At 66.0% G+C, this 16,446-nt stretch carries 18 protein-coding genes; 10 read left to right on the plus strand and 8 right to left on the minus strand.

What is annotated here, in order from left to right:
- Positions 1–5: 5 nt before the first annotated feature.
- From JQ573_RS26600 to JQ573_RS26610, 3 genes are all read right to left on the minus strand, one after another.
- On the minus strand, positions 6–932 hold the full coding sequence (locus JQ573_RS26600; protein WP_212318683.1) for an AEC family transporter: 927 nt from the start codon (positions 930–932) through the stop codon (positions 6–8).
- 2 nt (positions 933–934) lie between these two features.
- A complete protein-coding gene (gene ruvX / locus JQ573_RS26605; protein WP_212318685.1) occupies positions 935–1,417 on the minus strand; it encodes a Holliday junction resolvase RuvX in 483 nt (160 codons plus the stop codon).
- A gap of 75 nt (positions 1,418–1,492) precedes the next feature.
- On the minus strand, positions 1,493–2,383 hold the full coding sequence (locus JQ573_RS26610; protein WP_212318687.1) for a LysR family transcriptional regulator: 891 nt from the start codon (positions 2,381–2,383) through the stop codon (positions 1,493–1,495).
- 96 nt (positions 2,384–2,479) lie between these two features.
- Here JQ573_RS26610 and JQ573_RS26615 point away from each other — a divergent pair, with 96 nt between their 5' ends.
- The 3 genes from JQ573_RS26615 to JQ573_RS26625 all read left to right on the plus strand — a co-directional run bounded on the left by JQ573_RS26615 (position 2,480) and on the right by JQ573_RS26625 (position 4,994).
- Entirely contained in the window at positions 2,480–3,481 is a 1,002-nt protein-coding gene (locus tag JQ573_RS26615) for a nitronate monooxygenase (protein WP_312011668.1), read from the plus strand.
- A gap of 18 nt (positions 3,482–3,499) precedes the next feature.
- Positions 3,500–4,576, plus strand: a complete 1,077-nt coding sequence (locus JQ573_RS26620) for a nitronate monooxygenase family protein (protein ID WP_212318691.1) — start codon at positions 3,500–3,502, stop codon at positions 4,574–4,576.
- A 103-nt stretch (positions 4,577–4,679) separates the two neighbouring features.
- Positions 4,680–4,994, plus strand: a complete 315-nt coding sequence (locus tag JQ573_RS26625) for an NIPSNAP family protein (protein WP_212318694.1) — start codon at positions 4,680–4,682, stop codon at positions 4,992–4,994.
- Between the two features lie 27 nt (positions 4,995–5,021).
- Here JQ573_RS26625 and JQ573_RS26630 read toward each other — a convergent pair whose 3' ends face one another.
- On the minus strand, positions 5,022–5,198 hold the full coding sequence (locus JQ573_RS26630) for a hypothetical protein (RefSeq protein ID WP_212318696.1): 177 nt from the start codon (positions 5,196–5,198) through the stop codon (positions 5,022–5,024).
- Positions 5,199–5,560: 362 nt separating this feature from the next.
- Between JQ573_RS26630 and gatC the strand changes: the two genes are divergently transcribed.
- From gatC to JQ573_RS26665, 7 genes are all read left to right on the plus strand, one after another.
- Positions 5,561–5,848, plus strand: coding sequence for an Asp-tRNA(Asn)/Glu-tRNA(Gln) amidotransferase subunit GatC (gene gatC, locus JQ573_RS26635; protein WP_207829947.1), 288 nt, complete (start codon positions 5,561–5,563; stop codon positions 5,846–5,848).
- Positions 5,849–5,871: 23 nt separating this feature from the next.
- Entirely contained in the window at positions 5,872–6,114 is a 243-nt protein-coding gene (locus JQ573_RS26640; RefSeq protein WP_173642511.1) for a hypothetical protein, read from the plus strand.
- Positions 6,111–7,586 carry an Asp-tRNA(Asn)/Glu-tRNA(Gln) amidotransferase subunit GatA gene (gatA, locus tag JQ573_RS26645; protein ID WP_212318698.1) on the plus strand — a complete coding sequence of 492 codons (1,476 nt, stop codon included), beginning with the start codon at positions 6,111–6,113 and terminating at the stop codon, positions 7,584–7,586. The genes JQ573_RS26640 and gatA overlap by 4 nt, the downstream gene beginning before the upstream one ends.
- A gap of 3 nt (positions 7,587–7,589) precedes the next feature.
- On the plus strand, positions 7,590–7,871 hold the full coding sequence (locus JQ573_RS26650) for a hypothetical protein (protein ID WP_212318700.1): 282 nt from the start codon (positions 7,590–7,592) through the stop codon (positions 7,869–7,871).
- 165 nt (positions 7,872–8,036) lie between these two features.
- Positions 8,037–9,398 carry a patatin-like phospholipase family protein gene (locus JQ573_RS26655; protein WP_212318785.1) on the plus strand — a complete coding sequence of 454 codons (1,362 nt, stop codon included), beginning with the start codon at positions 8,037–8,039 and terminating at the stop codon, positions 9,396–9,398.
- A 118-nt stretch (positions 9,399–9,516) separates the two neighbouring features.
- Positions 9,517–11,004, plus strand: a complete 1,488-nt coding sequence (gene gatB / locus JQ573_RS26660; RefSeq protein WP_212318702.1) for an Asp-tRNA(Asn)/Glu-tRNA(Gln) amidotransferase subunit GatB — start codon at positions 9,517–9,519, stop codon at positions 11,002–11,004.
- Positions 11,005–12,532: 1,528 nt separating this feature from the next.
- Positions 12,533–12,799 carry a hypothetical protein gene (locus JQ573_RS26665; protein WP_212318705.1) on the plus strand — a complete coding sequence of 89 codons (267 nt, stop codon included), beginning with the start codon at positions 12,533–12,535 and terminating at the stop codon, positions 12,797–12,799.
- Positions 12,800–12,894: 95 nt separating this feature from the next.
- Here the strand turns inward: JQ573_RS26665 and JQ573_RS26670 are convergent, their stop codons facing one another.
- The 4 genes from JQ573_RS26670 to JQ573_RS26685 all read right to left on the minus strand — a co-directional run bounded on the left by JQ573_RS26670 (position 12,895) and on the right by JQ573_RS26685 (position 16,347).
- Positions 12,895–13,674 (minus strand): sulfite exporter TauE/SafE family protein, encoded by a 780-nt coding sequence (locus JQ573_RS26670; RefSeq protein ID WP_212318706.1) that lies wholly within the window; start codon positions 13,672–13,674, stop codon positions 12,895–12,897.
- A gap of 73 nt (positions 13,675–13,747) precedes the next feature.
- Complete coding sequence (locus JQ573_RS26675) at positions 13,748–14,470, minus strand: AraC family transcriptional regulator (protein WP_212408755.1); 723 nt, start codon at positions 14,468–14,470, stop codon at positions 13,748–13,750.
- 57 nt (positions 14,471–14,527) lie between these two features.
- A complete protein-coding gene (locus JQ573_RS26680; RefSeq protein ID WP_249132384.1) occupies positions 14,528–15,790 on the minus strand; it encodes an MFS transporter in 1,263 nt (420 codons plus the stop codon).
- Positions 15,787–16,347 carry a PaaI family thioesterase gene (locus JQ573_RS26685; RefSeq protein WP_249132386.1) on the minus strand — a complete coding sequence of 187 codons (561 nt, stop codon included), beginning with the start codon at positions 16,345–16,347 and terminating at the stop codon, positions 15,787–15,789. Before JQ573_RS26685 ends, JQ573_RS26680 begins: the two co-directional genes overlap by 4 nt.
- Positions 16,348–16,446 lie beyond the last annotated feature (99 nt).

Here is a 16,446-nt window from a genome sequence, read left to right on the forward strand (position 1 = left end):
GCATGCTACGGCCCAACCGCGGCGATCACGATCGGCATCGTGACCGCGGCCAAAATCGTCTGCAGCGTGATGATCTGGGCGAGCAGCGGCGCGTCGCCGCCCATCTGGCGCGCCAGCACATAGGCCGACGGCGAGGTCGGCACGGCGGCGCAGGCCGCGACGATGGCGAGATTGGCGCCGGTGACGCCGAACCACACCGCGAGCGCGACGGTCAGGACGGGCATTGCGACCAGTTTCAGGACCAGCGCGATACTGGCGGCGAGGCTGGGGCGGAAGATGCCTTCCAGATGCAGCCCGGCGCCGGTCACGAGCAGCCCGATCGCCAGCGACGAGCCGCCGAGCGCGTCGGCGACGTCGTGCCAGATTTTCGGCAGCGGGACATGCGTGACGTTGATGGCGAGCCCGACGACGCAGGCCCAGATCAGCGGGTTCTTCACGACGGTCATCCCGATGGCGCCCGCGGACCGCTTGCCGGATGAGGCATATTTCGCCAGCACGGCGACGCTGAAGACGTTGACCAGCGGAATGATCGCGACCATCGCGACCGAGGCCAGCGCAAGTCCGACCTTGCCATAGAGATTGCCCGACACCGACAGCGCGACATAGGTCTGCCAGCGAGTGGCGCCCTGGAAGATGGAGGAGAAGGCGGGGCCGTCGACCCCGGCGCGGGCGAGCGGGGCCCGCAGCGCAAGACACAGCAGGCACATCACGAGCGCGGCGAGCAGCAGCGCGCCGCCGACGCCCGCGACTGGCACCTTGGTCAGATCGGCCTTGACCAGCGTCTGCACCAGCAGGACCGGGAACAGCACGTAGTAAGTGAGCTGTTCCAGCCCATGCCATTGGGTGTCGAGCCGCATCAGCGTGCGTCTCAGGATGAAGCCGAGCACGATCAGCAAAAATACCGGCAGCAGCGCCGCGATCACCACGGCCATCGTCAGCGGTCTCCGCGCAGCTTCGCCAGCCGGTCCAGTGCGCCCTGCAGGATGAAGATCGCCGCGTGCTCGTCGATCACCTCGGCACGGCGGGCGCGGCTGACGTCCATCCCGATCAGCTCGCGCTCGACCGCGGCGGTCGAGAGCCGCTCGTCCCACAGCCCGATCGCAAGCGCGGTGAGGTTTGAGAGATTACGGGCGAAGGCCCGGGTCGATTGCGCGCGCGGGCCCTCGCTGCCGTCCATGTTGATCGGCAGGCCCAGCACGAAGCCAACGGCATTGCGCTCGGCCGCGATCGCGAACAGCCGCGCGGCGTCGGCCTTGAACTGCTTGCGCTGGATGGTCTCGACGCCGGTCGCGAGCCGCCGGTCCGGATCGGAGACGGCGACGCCGATGGTCTTGGTACCGAGGTCGAGGCCAACAAGCGCGCCGCGCTCGGGCCAGTGCGGCGCAGCTTCGATCAGGGGGAGGATGGGGGCGGGCATGGCCTGCGCTTAGCACGCACCCGCGCGCCGAGGCAAAGCCCCGGCGGCGGGCGGCCGTCCATGCGAAAACGCCGGTCAGGCGGCGATGACCCGATCGTCGCCGCCAAGGCATGCGGCAAGTCCCTGCAACGCGCTGGATTGGTGCGTGGCGCGGCGCTGGATGAACAGCGTCTCGACATGCGCATGCTGCGAACTGAGCTTGTGGATCTTGATGTCGCGCTGGACGTGGTCGCGCTCGACGACCGCGCGCGGCAGCAAGGTGACGCCCATGTCGGCGGCGACACAGCCGACCATGCCGTCGAGCGTGCCGAGTTCGAAGCGGGCGGCCGACGGCCAGCCGAACTCGGTGAACACCTGTTCGAGGCGCTGCCTATAGGTGCAGCCGGTGCGGAACACGAGCGCAGTGGGGCCCGACTCCGGCGTGCCGGCGCGCAACGCGGCGAGCGACTTCCAGCGCTGCGCGGTGACGAGCACCAGTTCCTCGGTGAAGGCTGATGTCGCCGACAGTTCGGCGTGCTCGATCGGACCGGCGACAAAGGCGCCATCGAGCGAGCCGTCGAGCACGGCGGCGACGAGGTCGGCGGTCGGCGCGGTGCGCAAGGTCAGGCGCACCGCCGGATAGCGGCGATGAAACTCGGCAAGCAGCGTCGGCAGCCGCACCGCGGCTGTCGTCTCCATCGAGCCGATCGACAGCGGCCCCTTCGGCTCGCCATCGTCGCGCGCGGCGAGCACAGCTTCGCGCGACAGCGCCGCCATGCGCTGCGCATACGGCAGCAGGCGGCGGCCGGCGCCGGTCAGCGACATGCCGCGGCTGTGACGCTCGAATAGTGGCGTGCCGATCTCGGCCTCCAGCGCCTTGATGCGCTGGGTGACGTTGGACTGCACGGTGTTCAGCTCGTCGGCGGCCCGGGTGATGCCGCCGAGCCGGGCGACCGTGGAAAAGGTGAGCAGGTCGGTCAATTCCATCTGGGACCACCGTTTCATTTTAGAGATGGTAGCGTTCTCTAGTATTCATTTTCCGAGAATGTTAGGCCCGCTTAGGCTGCGAGTCCAGAACAGCAAATCCAGAACAGGGAGCAACGCATGCCGACCGGCACCGAATTGACGGCACGTCTGGGCATCGCGCATCCGATCCTGGCGGCGCCGATGGCGATGATCACGGGAAGCCGGCTCGTCATGGCGGTGAGCGATGCGGGCGGCTTCGGCATTCTCGGCGGCGGCTATGGAGATAAAGCCTGGCTCGAGGCGGAGACGGCGGTGCTCAGGCGATATCGCCGTCCATTCGGGATCGGCTTCATCACCTGGAGCCTCGCGAAGCAGCCGGAGCTGATCAATATCGCGCTGGAGGCGCGACCGCGCGCGGTGATGCTGTCATTCGGCGATCCCGCGCCGTTCGCGCCCAAGATCAAGGCCGCGGGCGCGCTGCTGATCTGCCAGGTGCAGAGCGAGGAGATGGCGCAACAAGCGCTCGATTGCGGCGCCGACATCCTGATCGCGCAGGGCACGGAGGCGGGCGGTCACGGCGCTTCGCGCACCACGCTCGACATCGTGCCTGCGATCATCGATTTCGCGGCAGGGCGCGTCCCTGTCGTCGCAGCCGGCGGCATCGCGGATGGCCGCGGCCTCGCGGCGATGATGATGCTCGGCGCATCCGGCGTGCTGATGGGAACGCGCTTCCATGCCAGCGTCGAGGCCGATGCGCCCGAGCGGGCGAAGCAGCTGATCTGCGCGGCAAAGAGCGGCGAGACGGTGCGCGGCGTGGTGATGGACTGGTCGCGCAAGCTGATGTGGCCGGCGCCGTTCACCGCGCGCTCGCTCTCCAACGACCATCTGCGGCGCTGGAGCGGCCGCGAGATCGAGCTGATGCAGCGCGCGGACGAGATCGCGGAGGAATACGCCGCTGCGAGGGAAGCGGCCAATTTCGATGTTGCCGCGGTGTTTGCCGGCGAGTCCGTCGGGCTGATCCATGATATCGTTCCCGCGGCCGAGATCGTCGGCCGCATCGTCGCCGAGGCCGAGCAGACGTTGCAGGGCCGGCGCAACTCTCTTTCCTCTTTGTCCTGAACAAGCGCGAGACAGACCATGTGGCCGGACCGTCGATTGATCGATCGTTTCAAGACCGAATTCCCGATCGTGCTGGCGCCGATGGCCGGCGTGATGGATGCGGAGCTCGTGATTGCGGTTGCGCAGGGCGGCGGGCTCGGCTCGCTGCCCTGTGCGATGCTCTCGGCGGAAAAGGCGCGTGAGCAGGTCAACATCATCCGCCAGCGCGTGTCTGCGCCGCTCAACCTCAACTTCTTCTGCCACAAGGCGGTCGACGCCGATCCGGCGCGCGAGGCGCAATGGCGGCAGCGACTGGGGCCTTACTATCGCGAACACGGCCTCGATCCGGATGCGCCGATCAACGCGGCGAACCGCGCGCCGTTCGATGCGGCATTCTGCGCAGTGGTCGAGGAGCTGAAGCCCGAGGTCGTCAGCTTCCATTTCGGCCTGCCGGAGCCAAAACTGTTGCAGCGGGTGAAGGCAGCGGGCGCCATCGTGATGTCGTCGGCGACGACAGTGAAGGAGGCGATCTGGCTCGAGGAGAACGGTGCCGACGTCGTCATCGCGCAAGGCGCCGACGCCGGCGGCCATCGCGCCATGTTCCTGACCGATGATATCGCCGAGCAGCCCGGCACGTTCTCGCTGCTGCCGCAGGTGGTCGACGCGGTGAAGGTGCCGGTCGTGGCGGCCGGCGGCATCGCGGACGGACGGGGGATCGCGGCGGCCTTCGCGCTCGGCGCATCCGCTGTGCAGATCGGCACCGCGTTCCTGCGCTGTCCAGAATCCAAGGTCAGCGCGGCGGGCCGTGTGGCGCTGGCGCAGGCGAGCGATGAATCGACCGTCATCACCAATGTGATGACCGGCCGCCCGGCGCGGGGTGTCGCCAACCGCGTGATGCGCGAGGTCGGCCCGATCTCACCAGACGCGCCGGCGTTCCCGCACGCGGCGACCGCCCTCGGGCCGCTGAAGGCGGCTGCCGAAAAACAGGGCAAGGTCGATTTCACCAACCTCTGGGCCGGGCAGGCGGTGCGGATGGGCAAGGAAATGCCGGCCGCCGAGCTGACCCGCGCGCTGGCAGGTGCCGCGCTGGCACGGATGGGCAAGATGGCGGGCTGATTTCACCTCCGTCCGCGCAATTTCGGTGTATGCCCCCGGACTGCCACCTCCGATATCCGGGTATCGAGAGGCGGCAGTTCTATTGGCGCAGGAGCACCACGGCATGATCACCTGTTATCTGCGATACGAAGTTCGTGCGGACAAGCTCGCCGAATTCGAGGCCTATGGTGCGATGTGGCTGGAACTGGTGCCGCGGTTTGGCGGTATTCATCACGGCTATTTCTTGCCGTCCGAGGGCGCCAGCGACGTCGCGTTGGCGATTTTCAGCTTTCCGAGCCTTGCGGCCTACGAACAGTACCGCAAGGATTCAGCGCTCGATCCGGACGTTCAGAAGGCGATCGCCTTCGCGAGGGAGACGCGCTGCTTTGTCCGCTATGAGCGGTCGTTCTTTCGGCCGTTGCTGCCGAAGCAGGCCTAGCCGACCGCGGCGGGCCGGATCGCACTCTCAGGCCTGGCGTGCGGGCTCGCTCTGGTTGATCTCCAGATGCTCGGTCGCGAGCCTGCGATAATGCGCGGCCATTTCCCTGTAATGCTGCCGGGAGATCGGATCCGCGGCGCGTTCGGCGCGGCGCTCGAACATCTCGGCCTTTTCCTGCAGAGCTTTTGCCTGGGATTTGGCCATCGCTCGCCTCGCTCAGACCAGGCAGGCCACGTAGAGGATCGCAATCCCCAGCACCGTGCCGATCGACCACAGGGCGGGATCCCAGCCCTCCGGCCGGGGGCGGTTTTCCAGTGTTTGCATGACGCACTCCGAACTTTTTGATTTGGAGGGAGTAGGCGCCCCGAATGTTTCGGCACCACTTCGTGGCAGCCGCAAAGTGGTTTCGTCGCAGGCTTTTGCGGCCCGAATGCGCGCCGGAATGGCTCGCCCGGGTGCCCGGCAGGGTGCCGAAGCCCCGGGGCTGCGGGATTCGCGCGGTTGCGGCGCAAAACCGGCCTCTGCTATACGGCGGGCTGACCTTTTGAGACCCGAGGCCCTATATAATGTCCGTCGACGCCACGACCGTCCGCCGCATCGCGCACCTGGCGCGGATTGCGGTCAGCGACGCCGAAGTTCCCCATCTCCAGGGCGAGCTGAACGCGATGCTGGCCTTTGTCGAGCAGCTGTCGGAAGTGAATGTCGACGGCGTCGAGCCGATGACCTCGGTGACGCCGATGGAGATGAAGAAGCGCGCCGACGTGGTCAATGACGGCGAAATCGCCGACGACATCGTCCGCAATGCGCCCGATACGACCAACCACTTCTTCCTGGTGCCGAAGGTGGTCGAGTAGTTCTCTGTTCTGGGACGGTCCCAATGTGTCTGCTCTGCGACGATGAGAAGGCCTACAAGGCCTATATGGACTTCCTCGATGCGATGGAGCGCAAGGGGAAGGTCGCCGATCCCAATGCGGCGATGGACGCCGTGCTCGACCATCTCGAGGCGCTCGATGCCGCCCGCGCCAAGGAAAATGCCCAGAGAAATATGAGCCCCCGGCAGGACGACCCCGCCAACGACAAGACCCTGTCTCCGTTCTTCTGCAGCCCGATCAATAAATGACCGATTTGACATCGCTGACGATCGCCGAGGCCCGCGAGGGCCTGGCGAGCAAATCCTTCACCGCCCGCGAACTGACCGATGCGCATCTCGCCGCCATCGAGGCCGCGCGCGTGCTCAATGCCTATGTGCTCGAGACGCCGGACCGCGCCCGCGACATGGCGAAGGCCGCCGACGAGAAGATTGCAAAGGGCGAGGGCGGACCGCTGGCCGGCATTCCGCTCGGCATCAAGGACCTGTTCGCGACCCGCGATATCCGAACCACGGCGTGCTCGAAGATCCTCGGCAATTTCATTCCGCCCTACGAGTCGACGGTGACCTCGCAGCTGTGGCGCGACGGCGCGGTGCTGCTCGGCAAGCTCAACAATGACGAGTTCGCGATGGGCTCGTCGAACGAGACCTCGTGCTTCGGCCCGGTGACCAACCCGTGGCGGCGCGAAGGCTCCAACACCACGCTGGTGCCGGGCGGCTCGTCCGGCGGCTCGGCCTCGGCCGTCGCTGCACTGCTCTGCATGGGCGCGACCGCGACCGACACCGGCGGCTCGATCCGCCAGCCCGCCGCGTTCACCGCGACCGTCGGCATCAAGCCGACCTACGGCCGCTGCTCGCGCTGGGGCATCGTGGCGTTCGCGTCTTCGCTCGACCAGGCCGGCCCGATCGCGCGCACGACGCGCGATGCCGCGATCCTGATGCGCTCGATGGCCGGTCACGATCCCAAGGACACCACGTCGGTCGACATCGCGGTGCCGGATTACGAGGCCGCGATCGGCAAGTCCGTGAAGGGCATGAAGATCGGAATCCCGAAGGAGTACCGGCTCGACGGCATGCCTGCCGAGATCGAAAAACTCTGGAGCGAGGGCGCGCAGTGGCTGAAGGCCGCGGGTGCGGAGCTCGTCGAGGTGTCGCTGCCGCACACCAAATACGCGCTGCCGGCCTATTACATCGTAGCGCCGGCGGAGGCCTCGTCGAACCTCGCGCGCTATGACGGCGTGCGCTATGGGCTGCGCGAGCCGGCCAAGAACATCATCGAGATGTACGAGAACTCCCGCGCCGACGGCTTTGGCGACGAGGTGCGTCGCCGCGTGCTGATCGGCACCTATGTGCTCTCGGCCGGCTACTACGATGCCTATTATCTGCGTGCGCAGAAGGTGCGGACGCTGATCAAGAAGGACTTTGAGGACTGCTTCGCCAAGGGCGTGCACGCGATCCTGACGCCGGCGACGCCGTCGGCGGCATTCGGCATCGGCGAGAAGGGCGGTGCCGATCCGGTCGAGATGTATCTCAACGACATCTTCACGGTGACCGTGAACATGGCGGGCCTGCCGGGCATCGCCGTGCCCGCGGGCAAGGACACGCAAGGCCTGCCGCTCGGCCTGCAACTGATCGGCCGTCCGTTCGACGAGGAGACGCTGTTCTCGCTCGGCGAGGTGATCGAGCAGGCGGCCGGCCGGTTCGCGGCGCCAAGATGGTGGTGAGCGATGGCGGATTTCCGCGCCAGTCTCGCTGACGCTGCGCCGGATAGCGCGCTGTCGCCGCCGCTTGCCGCGTTGTGGTGGGCCAGGAAGGGCGATTGGGATCAGGCGCACCGCATCGTGCAAGACGAGAACGACGCCAATTCGGCCTGGGTGCATGCCTATCTGCATCGCGTCGAGGGCGATCTCGGCAATGCCGGCTACTGGTATCGCCGGGCCGGCCAGCCTGTCGCGAACGATACCGTAGAGGCCGAGTGGGAGCGGATCGTCTCCGCACTTTTGGTCTGAACAACCGGTGCCAAGTGCGGTGTCTTGGCACCGCGAGCATTAACCCTGTTTCGGCTGCCATGCCGCCGCCCAGATTGGCCGTGATAGGCTGGTGGAACCGGGCGGGGGCCAGCGGCAAAGAGAGTATTCGTGCGTGGGTCGGGCATAGGGGGATGGCTGTCAGCATTGCTGGTGGCTGCGGTGGCGGTGGGCCTTGGCGGCTGCGCAACCGTCTACAATCTCCCGGGCAACGTGCCGCTCGGCGCCGCGGCTGCCGACACCAACGGTGTCAGCGATATTCCAAGCTATGAAGACGATCTGCTGCTTGCGCTGTCGTTCTCCGGCGGCGGCACGCGCGCCGCGGCGTTTTCGTTCGGCGTGCTGGAAGAGCTCGACCGGGTGCGCTCCAGCGCCGCCGGCACCAAGACACTGCTCGACCGTGTCGACTTCGTCTCCGGCGTCTCCGGCGGATCGGTCACCGCCGCCTATTTCGGATTGAAGCGCCGTGCGGCGCTCGACGATTTCCGCGAACGCTTCCTGCTGCGCAATGCCGAGGAGGGACTGAAGACCAGGATCTCACTCGGCAATATCGGGCGCGCGCTGGGCGGCGGCGTCAACGACAGCCAGTTCACCGACTGGCTCGATCAAAACCTGTTCGACGGCGCGCGGTTCGAGGCATTGCCAGATGACCGCCGGCCGCGGGTGTGGATCAACGCGTCAGACATCTACAATCGCACGCCGTTCGTGTTCGGCAAGACGTCGTTCGATGCGCTGTGCAGCGACATTCGCTCCTATCGTGTCGCCGAAGCGGTGGCGGCATCCGCCGCGGTACCGTTGGCATTCGCCCCGATCGTGCTGCAAACCTATCCCGGCGGCTGCGCCGCGCCGCTGCCGTCCTGGCTCGATCGGGTGCGCAACGATCCGAACGCGCAGCCGCTGTTGCGCTCCTATGCCGAGGCCCAGGCACGCTACCGCGACGGCTCGATGCGCTACGTCAAGCTGCTCGATGGCGGCCTCGTCGACAATTACGGCCTGTCGGGGCTGAGCATCGGCCTGCTCGCCGCGCAACGCCCCTACGAGCCGCTGAGCGAACGGCAGGCGGCCAAGCTCAGGCGCATCCTGTTCCTGGTGGTCGATGCCGGCCGCGGCATCTCCGGCGATTTCGTGCAGACGCTCGAAGGGCCGAGCGGCGTCGAGCTGGTGTCCGCGGCCGCCGACACCGCGATCGATGCCAGCGTGCGCTCCAGCTACGCCGCCTTCACGGCGCTCGCCAGCGACTGGTCCGGCAAGCTGAAGCACTGGCGCTGCGGCCTGTCGGCGGCGGATCGCACCAGGCTCGGCGTCGGCGCCGGCTGGAAATGCGGTGACGTCGCGATCTATGTCGAGCGGCTCGGCTTCGACCGGCTCGGACCGGAGCGCGCCGGCATCCTGAACGCCATTCCGACGCGGCTTTCGCTGCCGCCGGAGCAGGTCGACCAGCTGATCACGGGCGGCGCGGACGCACTACGCTCAAGCAAGGCCTATCAGCAGTTCCGGCGCGGGCTCTGATCTGTACCAGATGCGCCAGTGCGGGCCGCAAGGGGACTGCAAGGCGGCTTGACTGGCGCGATCGGTTGCGCGAAGCCCAATCCATCCCAGATATCACTTTATCCGGAAACCGAGATCCATGACCGCATCCGCTGCCCCTCACAAGCTAATCAAGAGCGCCACCGGCGATTGGGAGGTCGTGATCGGCATGGAGGTCCATGCCCAGGTCACCTCGAACGCGAAGCTGTTCTCGGGCGCGTCGACCGCGTTCGGCGGCGAACCCAACTCCCATGTCTCGCTGGTCGATGCCGCGATGCCGGGCATGCTGCCTGTGATCAATGAGGAGTGCGTCCGCCAGGCGGTGCGCACCGGTCTCGGGCTGAGTGCGAAGGTCAACCTGCGCTCGGTGTTCGACCGCAAGAACTACTTCTATCCAGACTCCCCGCAGGGCTACCAGATCAGCCAGTACAAGTCGCCGATCGTCGGCGAGGGCGAGGTGGTGCTCGAGCTCGATGGCGGCCGCAGCGTCACCATCGGGATCGAGCGGCTGCATCTGGAGCAGGACGCCGGCAAGTTGCTGCACGATCAGTCGCCGACGATGTCCTATGTCGACCTCAACCGCTGCGGCGTCGCGCTGATGGAGATCGTCTCCAAGCCCGACATCCGCGATGCCGAGCAGGCCAAGGCCTACGTCACCAAGCTGCGCTCGATCCTGCGCTACCTCGGCACCTGCGACGGCGACATGGAGAAGGGCAGCCTGCGCGCCGACGTCAACGTCTCGGTGCGCCGTTACGGCGAGACCGCGTACGGTACCCGCTGCGAAATCAAGAACATGAACTCGATCAACTTCATCGGCCAGGCGATCGAGTACGAGGCGCGGCGCCAGATCGAGATCATCGAGGACGGCGGCTCGATCGACCAGGAAACCCGGCTGTTCGACCCGAACAAGGGCGAGACGCGCTCGATGCGCTCCAAGGAAGAGGCGCACGACTACCGTTACTTCCCCGATCCCGACCTGCTGCCGCTCGAATTCAGCCAGGCCTTCGTCGATGAACTCAAGGCGCAGCTGCCGGAACTGCCGGACGAGAAGAAGTCCCGTTTTATTACGGGCTTCGGCCTGTCGTCCTATGATGCGAGCGTGCTGGTTGCCGAGCGCGAGAGCGCGGAGTTCTACGAGACGGTGCTCGCTCGTCTCGCCGACAAGGCGCGCGACGGCAAGCTTGCCGCCAACTGGGTGATCAACGAGCTGTTCGGCCGTCTCAACAAGGAAGGCGTCGCGATCGCAGCCTCGCCGGTGTCGGCGGAGCAACTCGCCGCGATCGTCGATCTGATCGGCGAGGGAGCGATTTCCGGCAAGATCGCCAAGGACTTGTTTGAGATCGTCTGGCGGGAGGGCGGCGATCCGCGCGGGCTCGTCGAGGCGCGCGGCATGAAGCAGGTTACCGACCTCGGCGCGATCGAGAAGGTCGTCGACGACATCATCGCGGCCAATCCTGACAAGGTCGAGCAGGCAAAGGCGAAGCCCGCAGCCCTTCAATGGTTCGTCGGTCAGGTGATGAAGTCGTCGGGCGGCAAGGCGAACCCGAAGGCGGTCAACGAGCTCTTGAAGTCCAAGCTCGGCATCTGAACGAACAGGACAATGATGTTGTCCTTGGCGCATGATCCAGTCGGATCACGCTCTCGCGCCGTCGCCATCGGCGTCGTCGCGCGCGCGTGAACGCGGCGTGATCCTGCCTCACACCCTCCCTCGACGGTCGCGCTGACGCCTTCGACGCCGAATCGGCGAAGCTGCGATTCGTTCGCGAATCCGGTCCCGGTGACCTCAAACGAGGCAAAAGCGGTCTTACCCACGAAAATTTTTTCGTTGCCAAAAATTACGACTCGGCGTTCGCGACGCGCCGCTTTTCGTCACGGCTTGCGACTCAGCGCAATGACGATCGCGCGTCGATCGCTCGAATGCGAATTCAAGAAATGCCTGCAATACAGGCGTTTCCTGCAACGTTGACAAATGCCGATGTCGGCCGCTCTTGCACTTCTTGCATCGTCGCGCGAACGCAATGCCGATTTGATCGGTGCCGCGCGCTGTGCGCACTGCCACCGCTGCGTCAACACTTCCTTAAGCGGGACACTGTTTTTTTCGGTCTGTTGGTGTATTCGGGAAGTAGTGCATATCGATTCCCGAGTGCACGCAGCGAGAGCCATCTCACATACTGGAGGGCAACATGGCTAAGAAGGCAAAGAAGGCGAAGAAGGCGAAGAAGGCGAAGAGCGCAGTGAAGAAGACTGCGAAGAAGACCCGCAAGGTCGCCAAGAAGAAGTAAGCCTCTCGCCTTGAGAGGATTGCCGGCGGCTTGATGCCGGCACGTCGCGAGAGCCAGCGGACGGACTGCTGAGAGGCACATCCCACCCCAAGGCTCTGGCTGACGAAAGAGGGTGTCGGCGAGACATCAGGTCAAACGGCTGGATCGAATTTCGGAGAGGGCAACCTTCCCAAAAGCGGTCCGGCAGAAGAAACAGAGATTTCTTCGTTCGGTGCGGGGCCGGCTCGGTTCCGCAATTTCACCGGCGAGAATGCCGAGCTGAAATCTGGTCCTGACGTGTTCGCCGACCCCCTCGTTCCGGCGGCCCGCGCAGTCCGCGCCCGGCAGCCACTTTCCACATCCCATTTTCTGGATCGACGTTGGGCCTGACAGCCTCGCGTTGTTGTTGCGCGCTCGACCGCACCGCGGCTCCGCGGACCGTCCCGCCAGGCGTGCCAGCCCGCTATCACCTCATCGACTGATTACATGCGTCGGCGGCCGGCACCGGCCGGCGCCCGCGGCCATTGTCCGCGATGGTTATCGTAGTCCGAAGCACCACGGTAAACCGGCGTTCACGAATACCCAGAAATGCCTGCGGCACAGGCACTTCTGCGATTCCGGGGAACGTGCCGGGCGGGCCCGATTTACATCCCGTTCATCGCGATACTTAAACCGCTCTTCAAATTTGATGGGCCATGATCATCCCAACAAGCCGGCAAACGGCGCGCGGTGATCCAAGTGATCGGCGCGGGGCATGATCCAAAGGATCAGCCCGGGAATGACAGGGTAGCTTAACAGTGGACGGGGGCCGCGCTCGGGGGAGGGCGGCCAACAACAAAAAGGGGAATGACGACAATGTTTCAGGGGGTCATCGATCAGGAAGGTGCTGTCCCGGTTGCTGCGACCGCGATCCAGGACGTGCTGTTCGAGCGTGGCATGTATTGGGCGAGCGGCCGATCCGGCGTGGTCAACCTCGTCGCGGCGCACAAATGGTTCAATCTGGCGGCGCTCAAGGGACGTACCGACGCGATCGCGCACCGCCGCGAAGTCGCCGAGCAGATGTCCGATGTCGAGATCGCTGCCGCCCAGCGCGAAGCCCGCGCCTGGATGACGACGCACTAAGTTTTCGTTTTGACGCGTTTCTTCACGCGAACCGGTAGTCGACTTCGCTCGAAAACGCACAGCTCGAGCTGGGAGCCTCGGCTCCCTCGCTCCATCTAGAACCAGTAGCGTGCCGCGTAGATCACGGTCATCAGTGCTCCGGCGGCGATGACGAACTGCCGGACGATCTGAGCCGGCAGGATCCGGATCAGGTGGCCTCCTGCATAGCCGCCGACCACGGCGCCGAGCAGCATCACAGATGTCTCCGGCCATCGTACCGCTCCCTGCACGATGAAGATCAGCGTTGCGGCGAGCGACACGCAGGTCGCCAGCAGGTTCTTCAATGCCTTGATCGCCCTGATGTCGTTGGGTTCCGTGATCGAGAGGACCGCGGTCAGGATGACGCCGAGCCCGGCACCGAAGAACCCCCCATAGACGCACGCCAATCCCAGGACAGCACTGCTCGCACCGGTCGAGGGCGGAGCTGCGGCTTTCTGATGTCCGGTGGTCCACGCCTGGATCTGCGATGCTTGGATCTGTGGCGCGAAGGCAAACAGCAGCGTTGCGAATGCGATCAGGGCCGGCACCGGCAGGACGAACAGCCGCTCGGGAAGCAATAAGAGGACGCCGGCACCGACTCCGCCTGCAACCGTGGAGACGGCGACGAAGCTGCTCGTGCGCCACGTCGGCGGCGGCAGCTTGCCGCGATCGGCGAGTGCTGCGATCAAATGCCCCGGCGAGATCGCCACCGCATTCGACGCATTGGCGATGACCGCCGGCAGGCCTGCGGCAAGCATCGCCGGAAAGGTGATGAGCGTCGCGCCGCCGGCCAATGCGTTGATGACGCCCCCGGCGCAGCCGGCCGCGAGCAGCAGAAGACTTGTCTGGGTATCCATCCTTCACCCCTTTGCAGGGTGAGCAGGCTAGCGGGCGGAGCAGCGGCTGGTCTGGAACGTCTGTGACGCCGCTTCAATCGCGCCAGTAGACGCCCGGCGTCGTGCCGAAGGTGCGGCGGAACAGACGGGTGAGGTGGCTCTGATCGGAAAAGCCGGCATCCGCCGCAACGGCTGCGATCGGCTCGCCGGCGCGCAGCAACTGCCGGGCAAGATTGAGCCGGGCGAGTAGCCGGAACGCATGCGGCGCGACGCCGAGCTCGCGCCTCACCATGCGGCTGAACCCTTCGCGGCTTCGCCCGAAGCTGGCGGCAATCTCGCCGATCGGCTCGGGGCTCTCCGTCAAGGCCGTGCCGAGTTTGGCTCTGCCGGTCTGCTCGGTCGAACCGGGCTCCTCGCGCGACAGGATGTCGTTGGCGATCTCGCTGATGTGCTCGGGCGATATCTCGTCGATGCTCCGCCAGCGGTCCCCGACACTGATGATCCGGAGCGACGAGCAGGCGCGGTCCGCCGGAACATAGGCATTCAGGCAAACCGTCTCCGCGCCTGGTGTCGCCATCGGTGCGTGCAGCATTCCCGCCGGGATGAGCGCGGCATGGCCGGCAGATACGGTGACGGTCGCGCCGTCGATGCGAAAGGCGCGCGATCCCGACAGCACCAGCACGATCTGGCTCTCGTCATGGAAGTGCGGTCTGAGGGCGAGCGAGCCGGCACCGCACCACGATGCCAGCTCGACGATGTCGTCGTTGGCGGCGCGCCGATAGGTCCAGGCATTGGTCATGGCGAACCGGGTGATCACAGAGGCTCGGACCGAGGGGTTGGTGATCCCTGAGCGTAGCACGGGGATCTCGGACCGTCACGGCCGCGCGACTGAAGCCATCGGCGAGGCCGTTCGCATCGTCGCGACGGCGATGAGGGCGGCGGCGAGGTTGGCGGCTGCGCTGATCGCCACCGGGATGAAGTAGCTGTGGCTGACGTCGAACGCGAAGCCGGCGGCGCTCGGACCCAGCAGCGTGCCAAAAGCGACGCTGGTGTAGAGGATGCCGATGATGCCGCCGACATTGCGGCCACCGAAATGGTCGGTGACGACAGCGGGCAGGATAGCGACCCAGCCGCCATAGAACACGCCGAATAGCAGCGCGAAGACCGTGAGCGACCAGAAGCTGCCGGCGATCGCCCAGATCGCCAGCGAGACGGCCATGCCGAGGTACATCGCGATCAGGAACGCATCGCGGCCGACCCGGTCGGCGATGCCGCCGAGGAAGAAGCGGCCGGCGGTGCTGCCGACGCCGATCATCCCGAGCAGCAGCACGGCAAGCGTCGGCGCCACCTGATGGTCGACAGCAAAGGGCACCAGGTGCACGAACGGCACGAACACCCCGAACGCGCTGATCAGGCAGGCCGCATAGAGCCCAGCGAACCGGCCAGTTCGTACCGCGCCGCGGATCGAGACGCCCTGACGGAGCGGCGCGCCTGAAGCCGCTTCAAGCGGATCACCATCCGGTCCGGTGCCATGGCGGCGCGGATCGTCGGCGATCAGGAGCGATGCTCCGATCCCGGCGACGGCAGCGACGACGCCCAACACGACGTAGGCATCGCGCCAGCCGAGGCTCGTGATCAGCCAGGTCGCGAGCGGCGGCATCACCAGTGTCCCGACGCCGATCCCGCTGACGGCGAGGCCCGACGCAAAACCGCGCCGCCGGACAAACCAGCGCTGCACGGCGCCCAAGGTCGGAACATAGGCGCAACCGACGCCGGCGCCGATGCCGATGCTGTAGGCGGCATAGACCTGAAGGATGGTCTGCGCCTGTCCCGCCAGCACCATGCCGAGACCGACCAGTGCCATTCCAAGGACTGCGAGCCTGCGTGCGCCCCACCGATCGGCAAGTGGGCCGGAGACGATGCCGAGGCCGAAATACAGGAAGCCCGCGAACGAGAACACCAGCGAGACCGAGCCGCGCGAGGCACCGAACTCCTGCTGCAACGGCTCGACAAAGGACGAGAACGTGTAGGCGCTGCCGAAGCCGATCAAGGTCACGACGAAGGCGGCTGCGACGACATACCAGCCATAGAACGGCTTTGCTCTCTGATAACCGGCGTGCATGACGGCGTTCCTCATGATCGTTCTCCCTGTGATGCGCCGCCGCCTGCCTTGGCCGGCGGATAGAGCAGCATCTGCGTGCAGCGAAACAGCGCGATGGCCTTGCCCGTCACTTCGCTGCGGATCTCGGCATCCCAGACCTGGGTCGTGCGGCCGGCATGAACGAGGCGCGCCTCGCAGCTGACGCCGCCTTCGCGCGCGGCGCCGATGAAGTTCGTCTTCAACTCGCCGGTGGCGAAGCCGGTCGCGCCATCCGGCAAGGAAGCGAGGCAGCCGAAGCCGCACGCGGTATCCGCCAGCGCGACGATGCTTGCGCCGTGCAAGAGACCGTGCGGCGAGAAGTGCTTCGCGGCAATCTCGAAGCGGCCGCGGATGAGGCCGCGTTCGGCTTCGAGCCATTGAAAGTCCAGCAGGCCGGGCAGGCTGCCGGGTTGCGACGCGTTGATGCGGTCGACGCGTTGGATGGTATCGCCGCCTGCACCGATCTCGTGCAGGGCGAGTCTATTTGGGACCTCAGTCATGTCCTGTCCTGGCTCCATCAGGGAAGCGGGAGCCGCCGTCGCGAGCCGTGACAAAAGATTAGAAAATCTATCTTTATCGGCCCGGATTCCTCTGAGTTGACGCGGCTCTCAGCGTTACGATAGGCTAATTGAGCGCTGGGAAAGTCCCGTTGG

Origin of the sequence: Bradyrhizobium sp. AUGA SZCCT0105, assembly GCF_018129565.1 — a bacterium.
Lineage (GTDB): Bacteria > Pseudomonadota > Alphaproteobacteria > Rhizobiales > Xanthobacteraceae > Bradyrhizobium.

What these genes read in the sequence shown, in the direction of transcription:
- JQ573_RS26680 (WP_249132384.1), bottom strand. Translation starts at nt 15,790, where the DNA reads ATGAGGAACGCCGTCATGCACGCCGGTTATCAGAGAGCAAAGCCGTTC.
- JQ573_RS26610 (WP_212318687.1), bottom strand. Translation starts at nt 2,383, where the DNA reads ATGGAATTGACCGACCTGCTCACCTTTTCCACGGTCGCCCGGCTCGGC.
- ruvX (WP_212318685.1), bottom strand. Translation starts at nt 1,417, where the DNA reads ATGCCCGCCCCCATCCTCCCCCTGATCGAAGCTGCGCCGCACTGGCCC.
- gatA (WP_212318698.1), top strand. Translation starts at nt 6,111, where the DNA reads ATGACCGATTTGACATCGCTGACGATCGCCGAGGCCCGCGAGGGCCTG.
- JQ573_RS26640 (WP_173642511.1), top strand. Translation starts at nt 5,872, where the DNA reads ATGTGTCTGCTCTGCGACGATGAGAAGGCCTACAAGGCCTATATGGAC.
- gatB (WP_212318702.1), top strand. Translation starts at nt 9,517, where the DNA reads ATGACCGCATCCGCTGCCCCTCACAAGCTAATCAAGAGCGCCACCGGC.
- JQ573_RS26670 (WP_212318706.1), bottom strand. Translation starts at nt 13,674, where the DNA reads ATGGATACCCAGACAAGTCTTCTGCTGCTCGCGGCCGGCTGCGCCGGG.
- JQ573_RS26620 (WP_212318691.1), top strand. Translation starts at nt 3,500, where the DNA reads ATGTGGCCGGACCGTCGATTGATCGATCGTTTCAAGACCGAATTCCCG.
- JQ573_RS26625 (WP_212318694.1), top strand. Translation starts at nt 4,680, where the DNA reads ATGATCACCTGTTATCTGCGATACGAAGTTCGTGCGGACAAGCTCGCC.
- JQ573_RS26630 (WP_212318696.1), bottom strand. Translation starts at nt 5,198, where the DNA reads ATGGCCAAATCCCAGGCAAAAGCTCTGCAGGAAAAGGCCGAGATGTTC.
- gatC (WP_207829947.1), top strand. Translation starts at nt 5,561, where the DNA reads ATGTCCGTCGACGCCACGACCGTCCGCCGCATCGCGCACCTGGCGCGG.
- JQ573_RS26600 (WP_212318683.1), bottom strand. Translation starts at nt 932, where the DNA reads ATGGCCGTGGTGATCGCGGCGCTGCTGCCGGTATTTTTGCTGATCGTG.
- JQ573_RS26665 (WP_212318705.1), top strand. Translation starts at nt 12,533, where the DNA reads ATGTTTCAGGGGGTCATCGATCAGGAAGGTGCTGTCCCGGTTGCTGCG.
- JQ573_RS26650 (WP_212318700.1), top strand. Translation starts at nt 7,590, where the DNA reads ATGGCGGATTTCCGCGCCAGTCTCGCTGACGCTGCGCCGGATAGCGCG.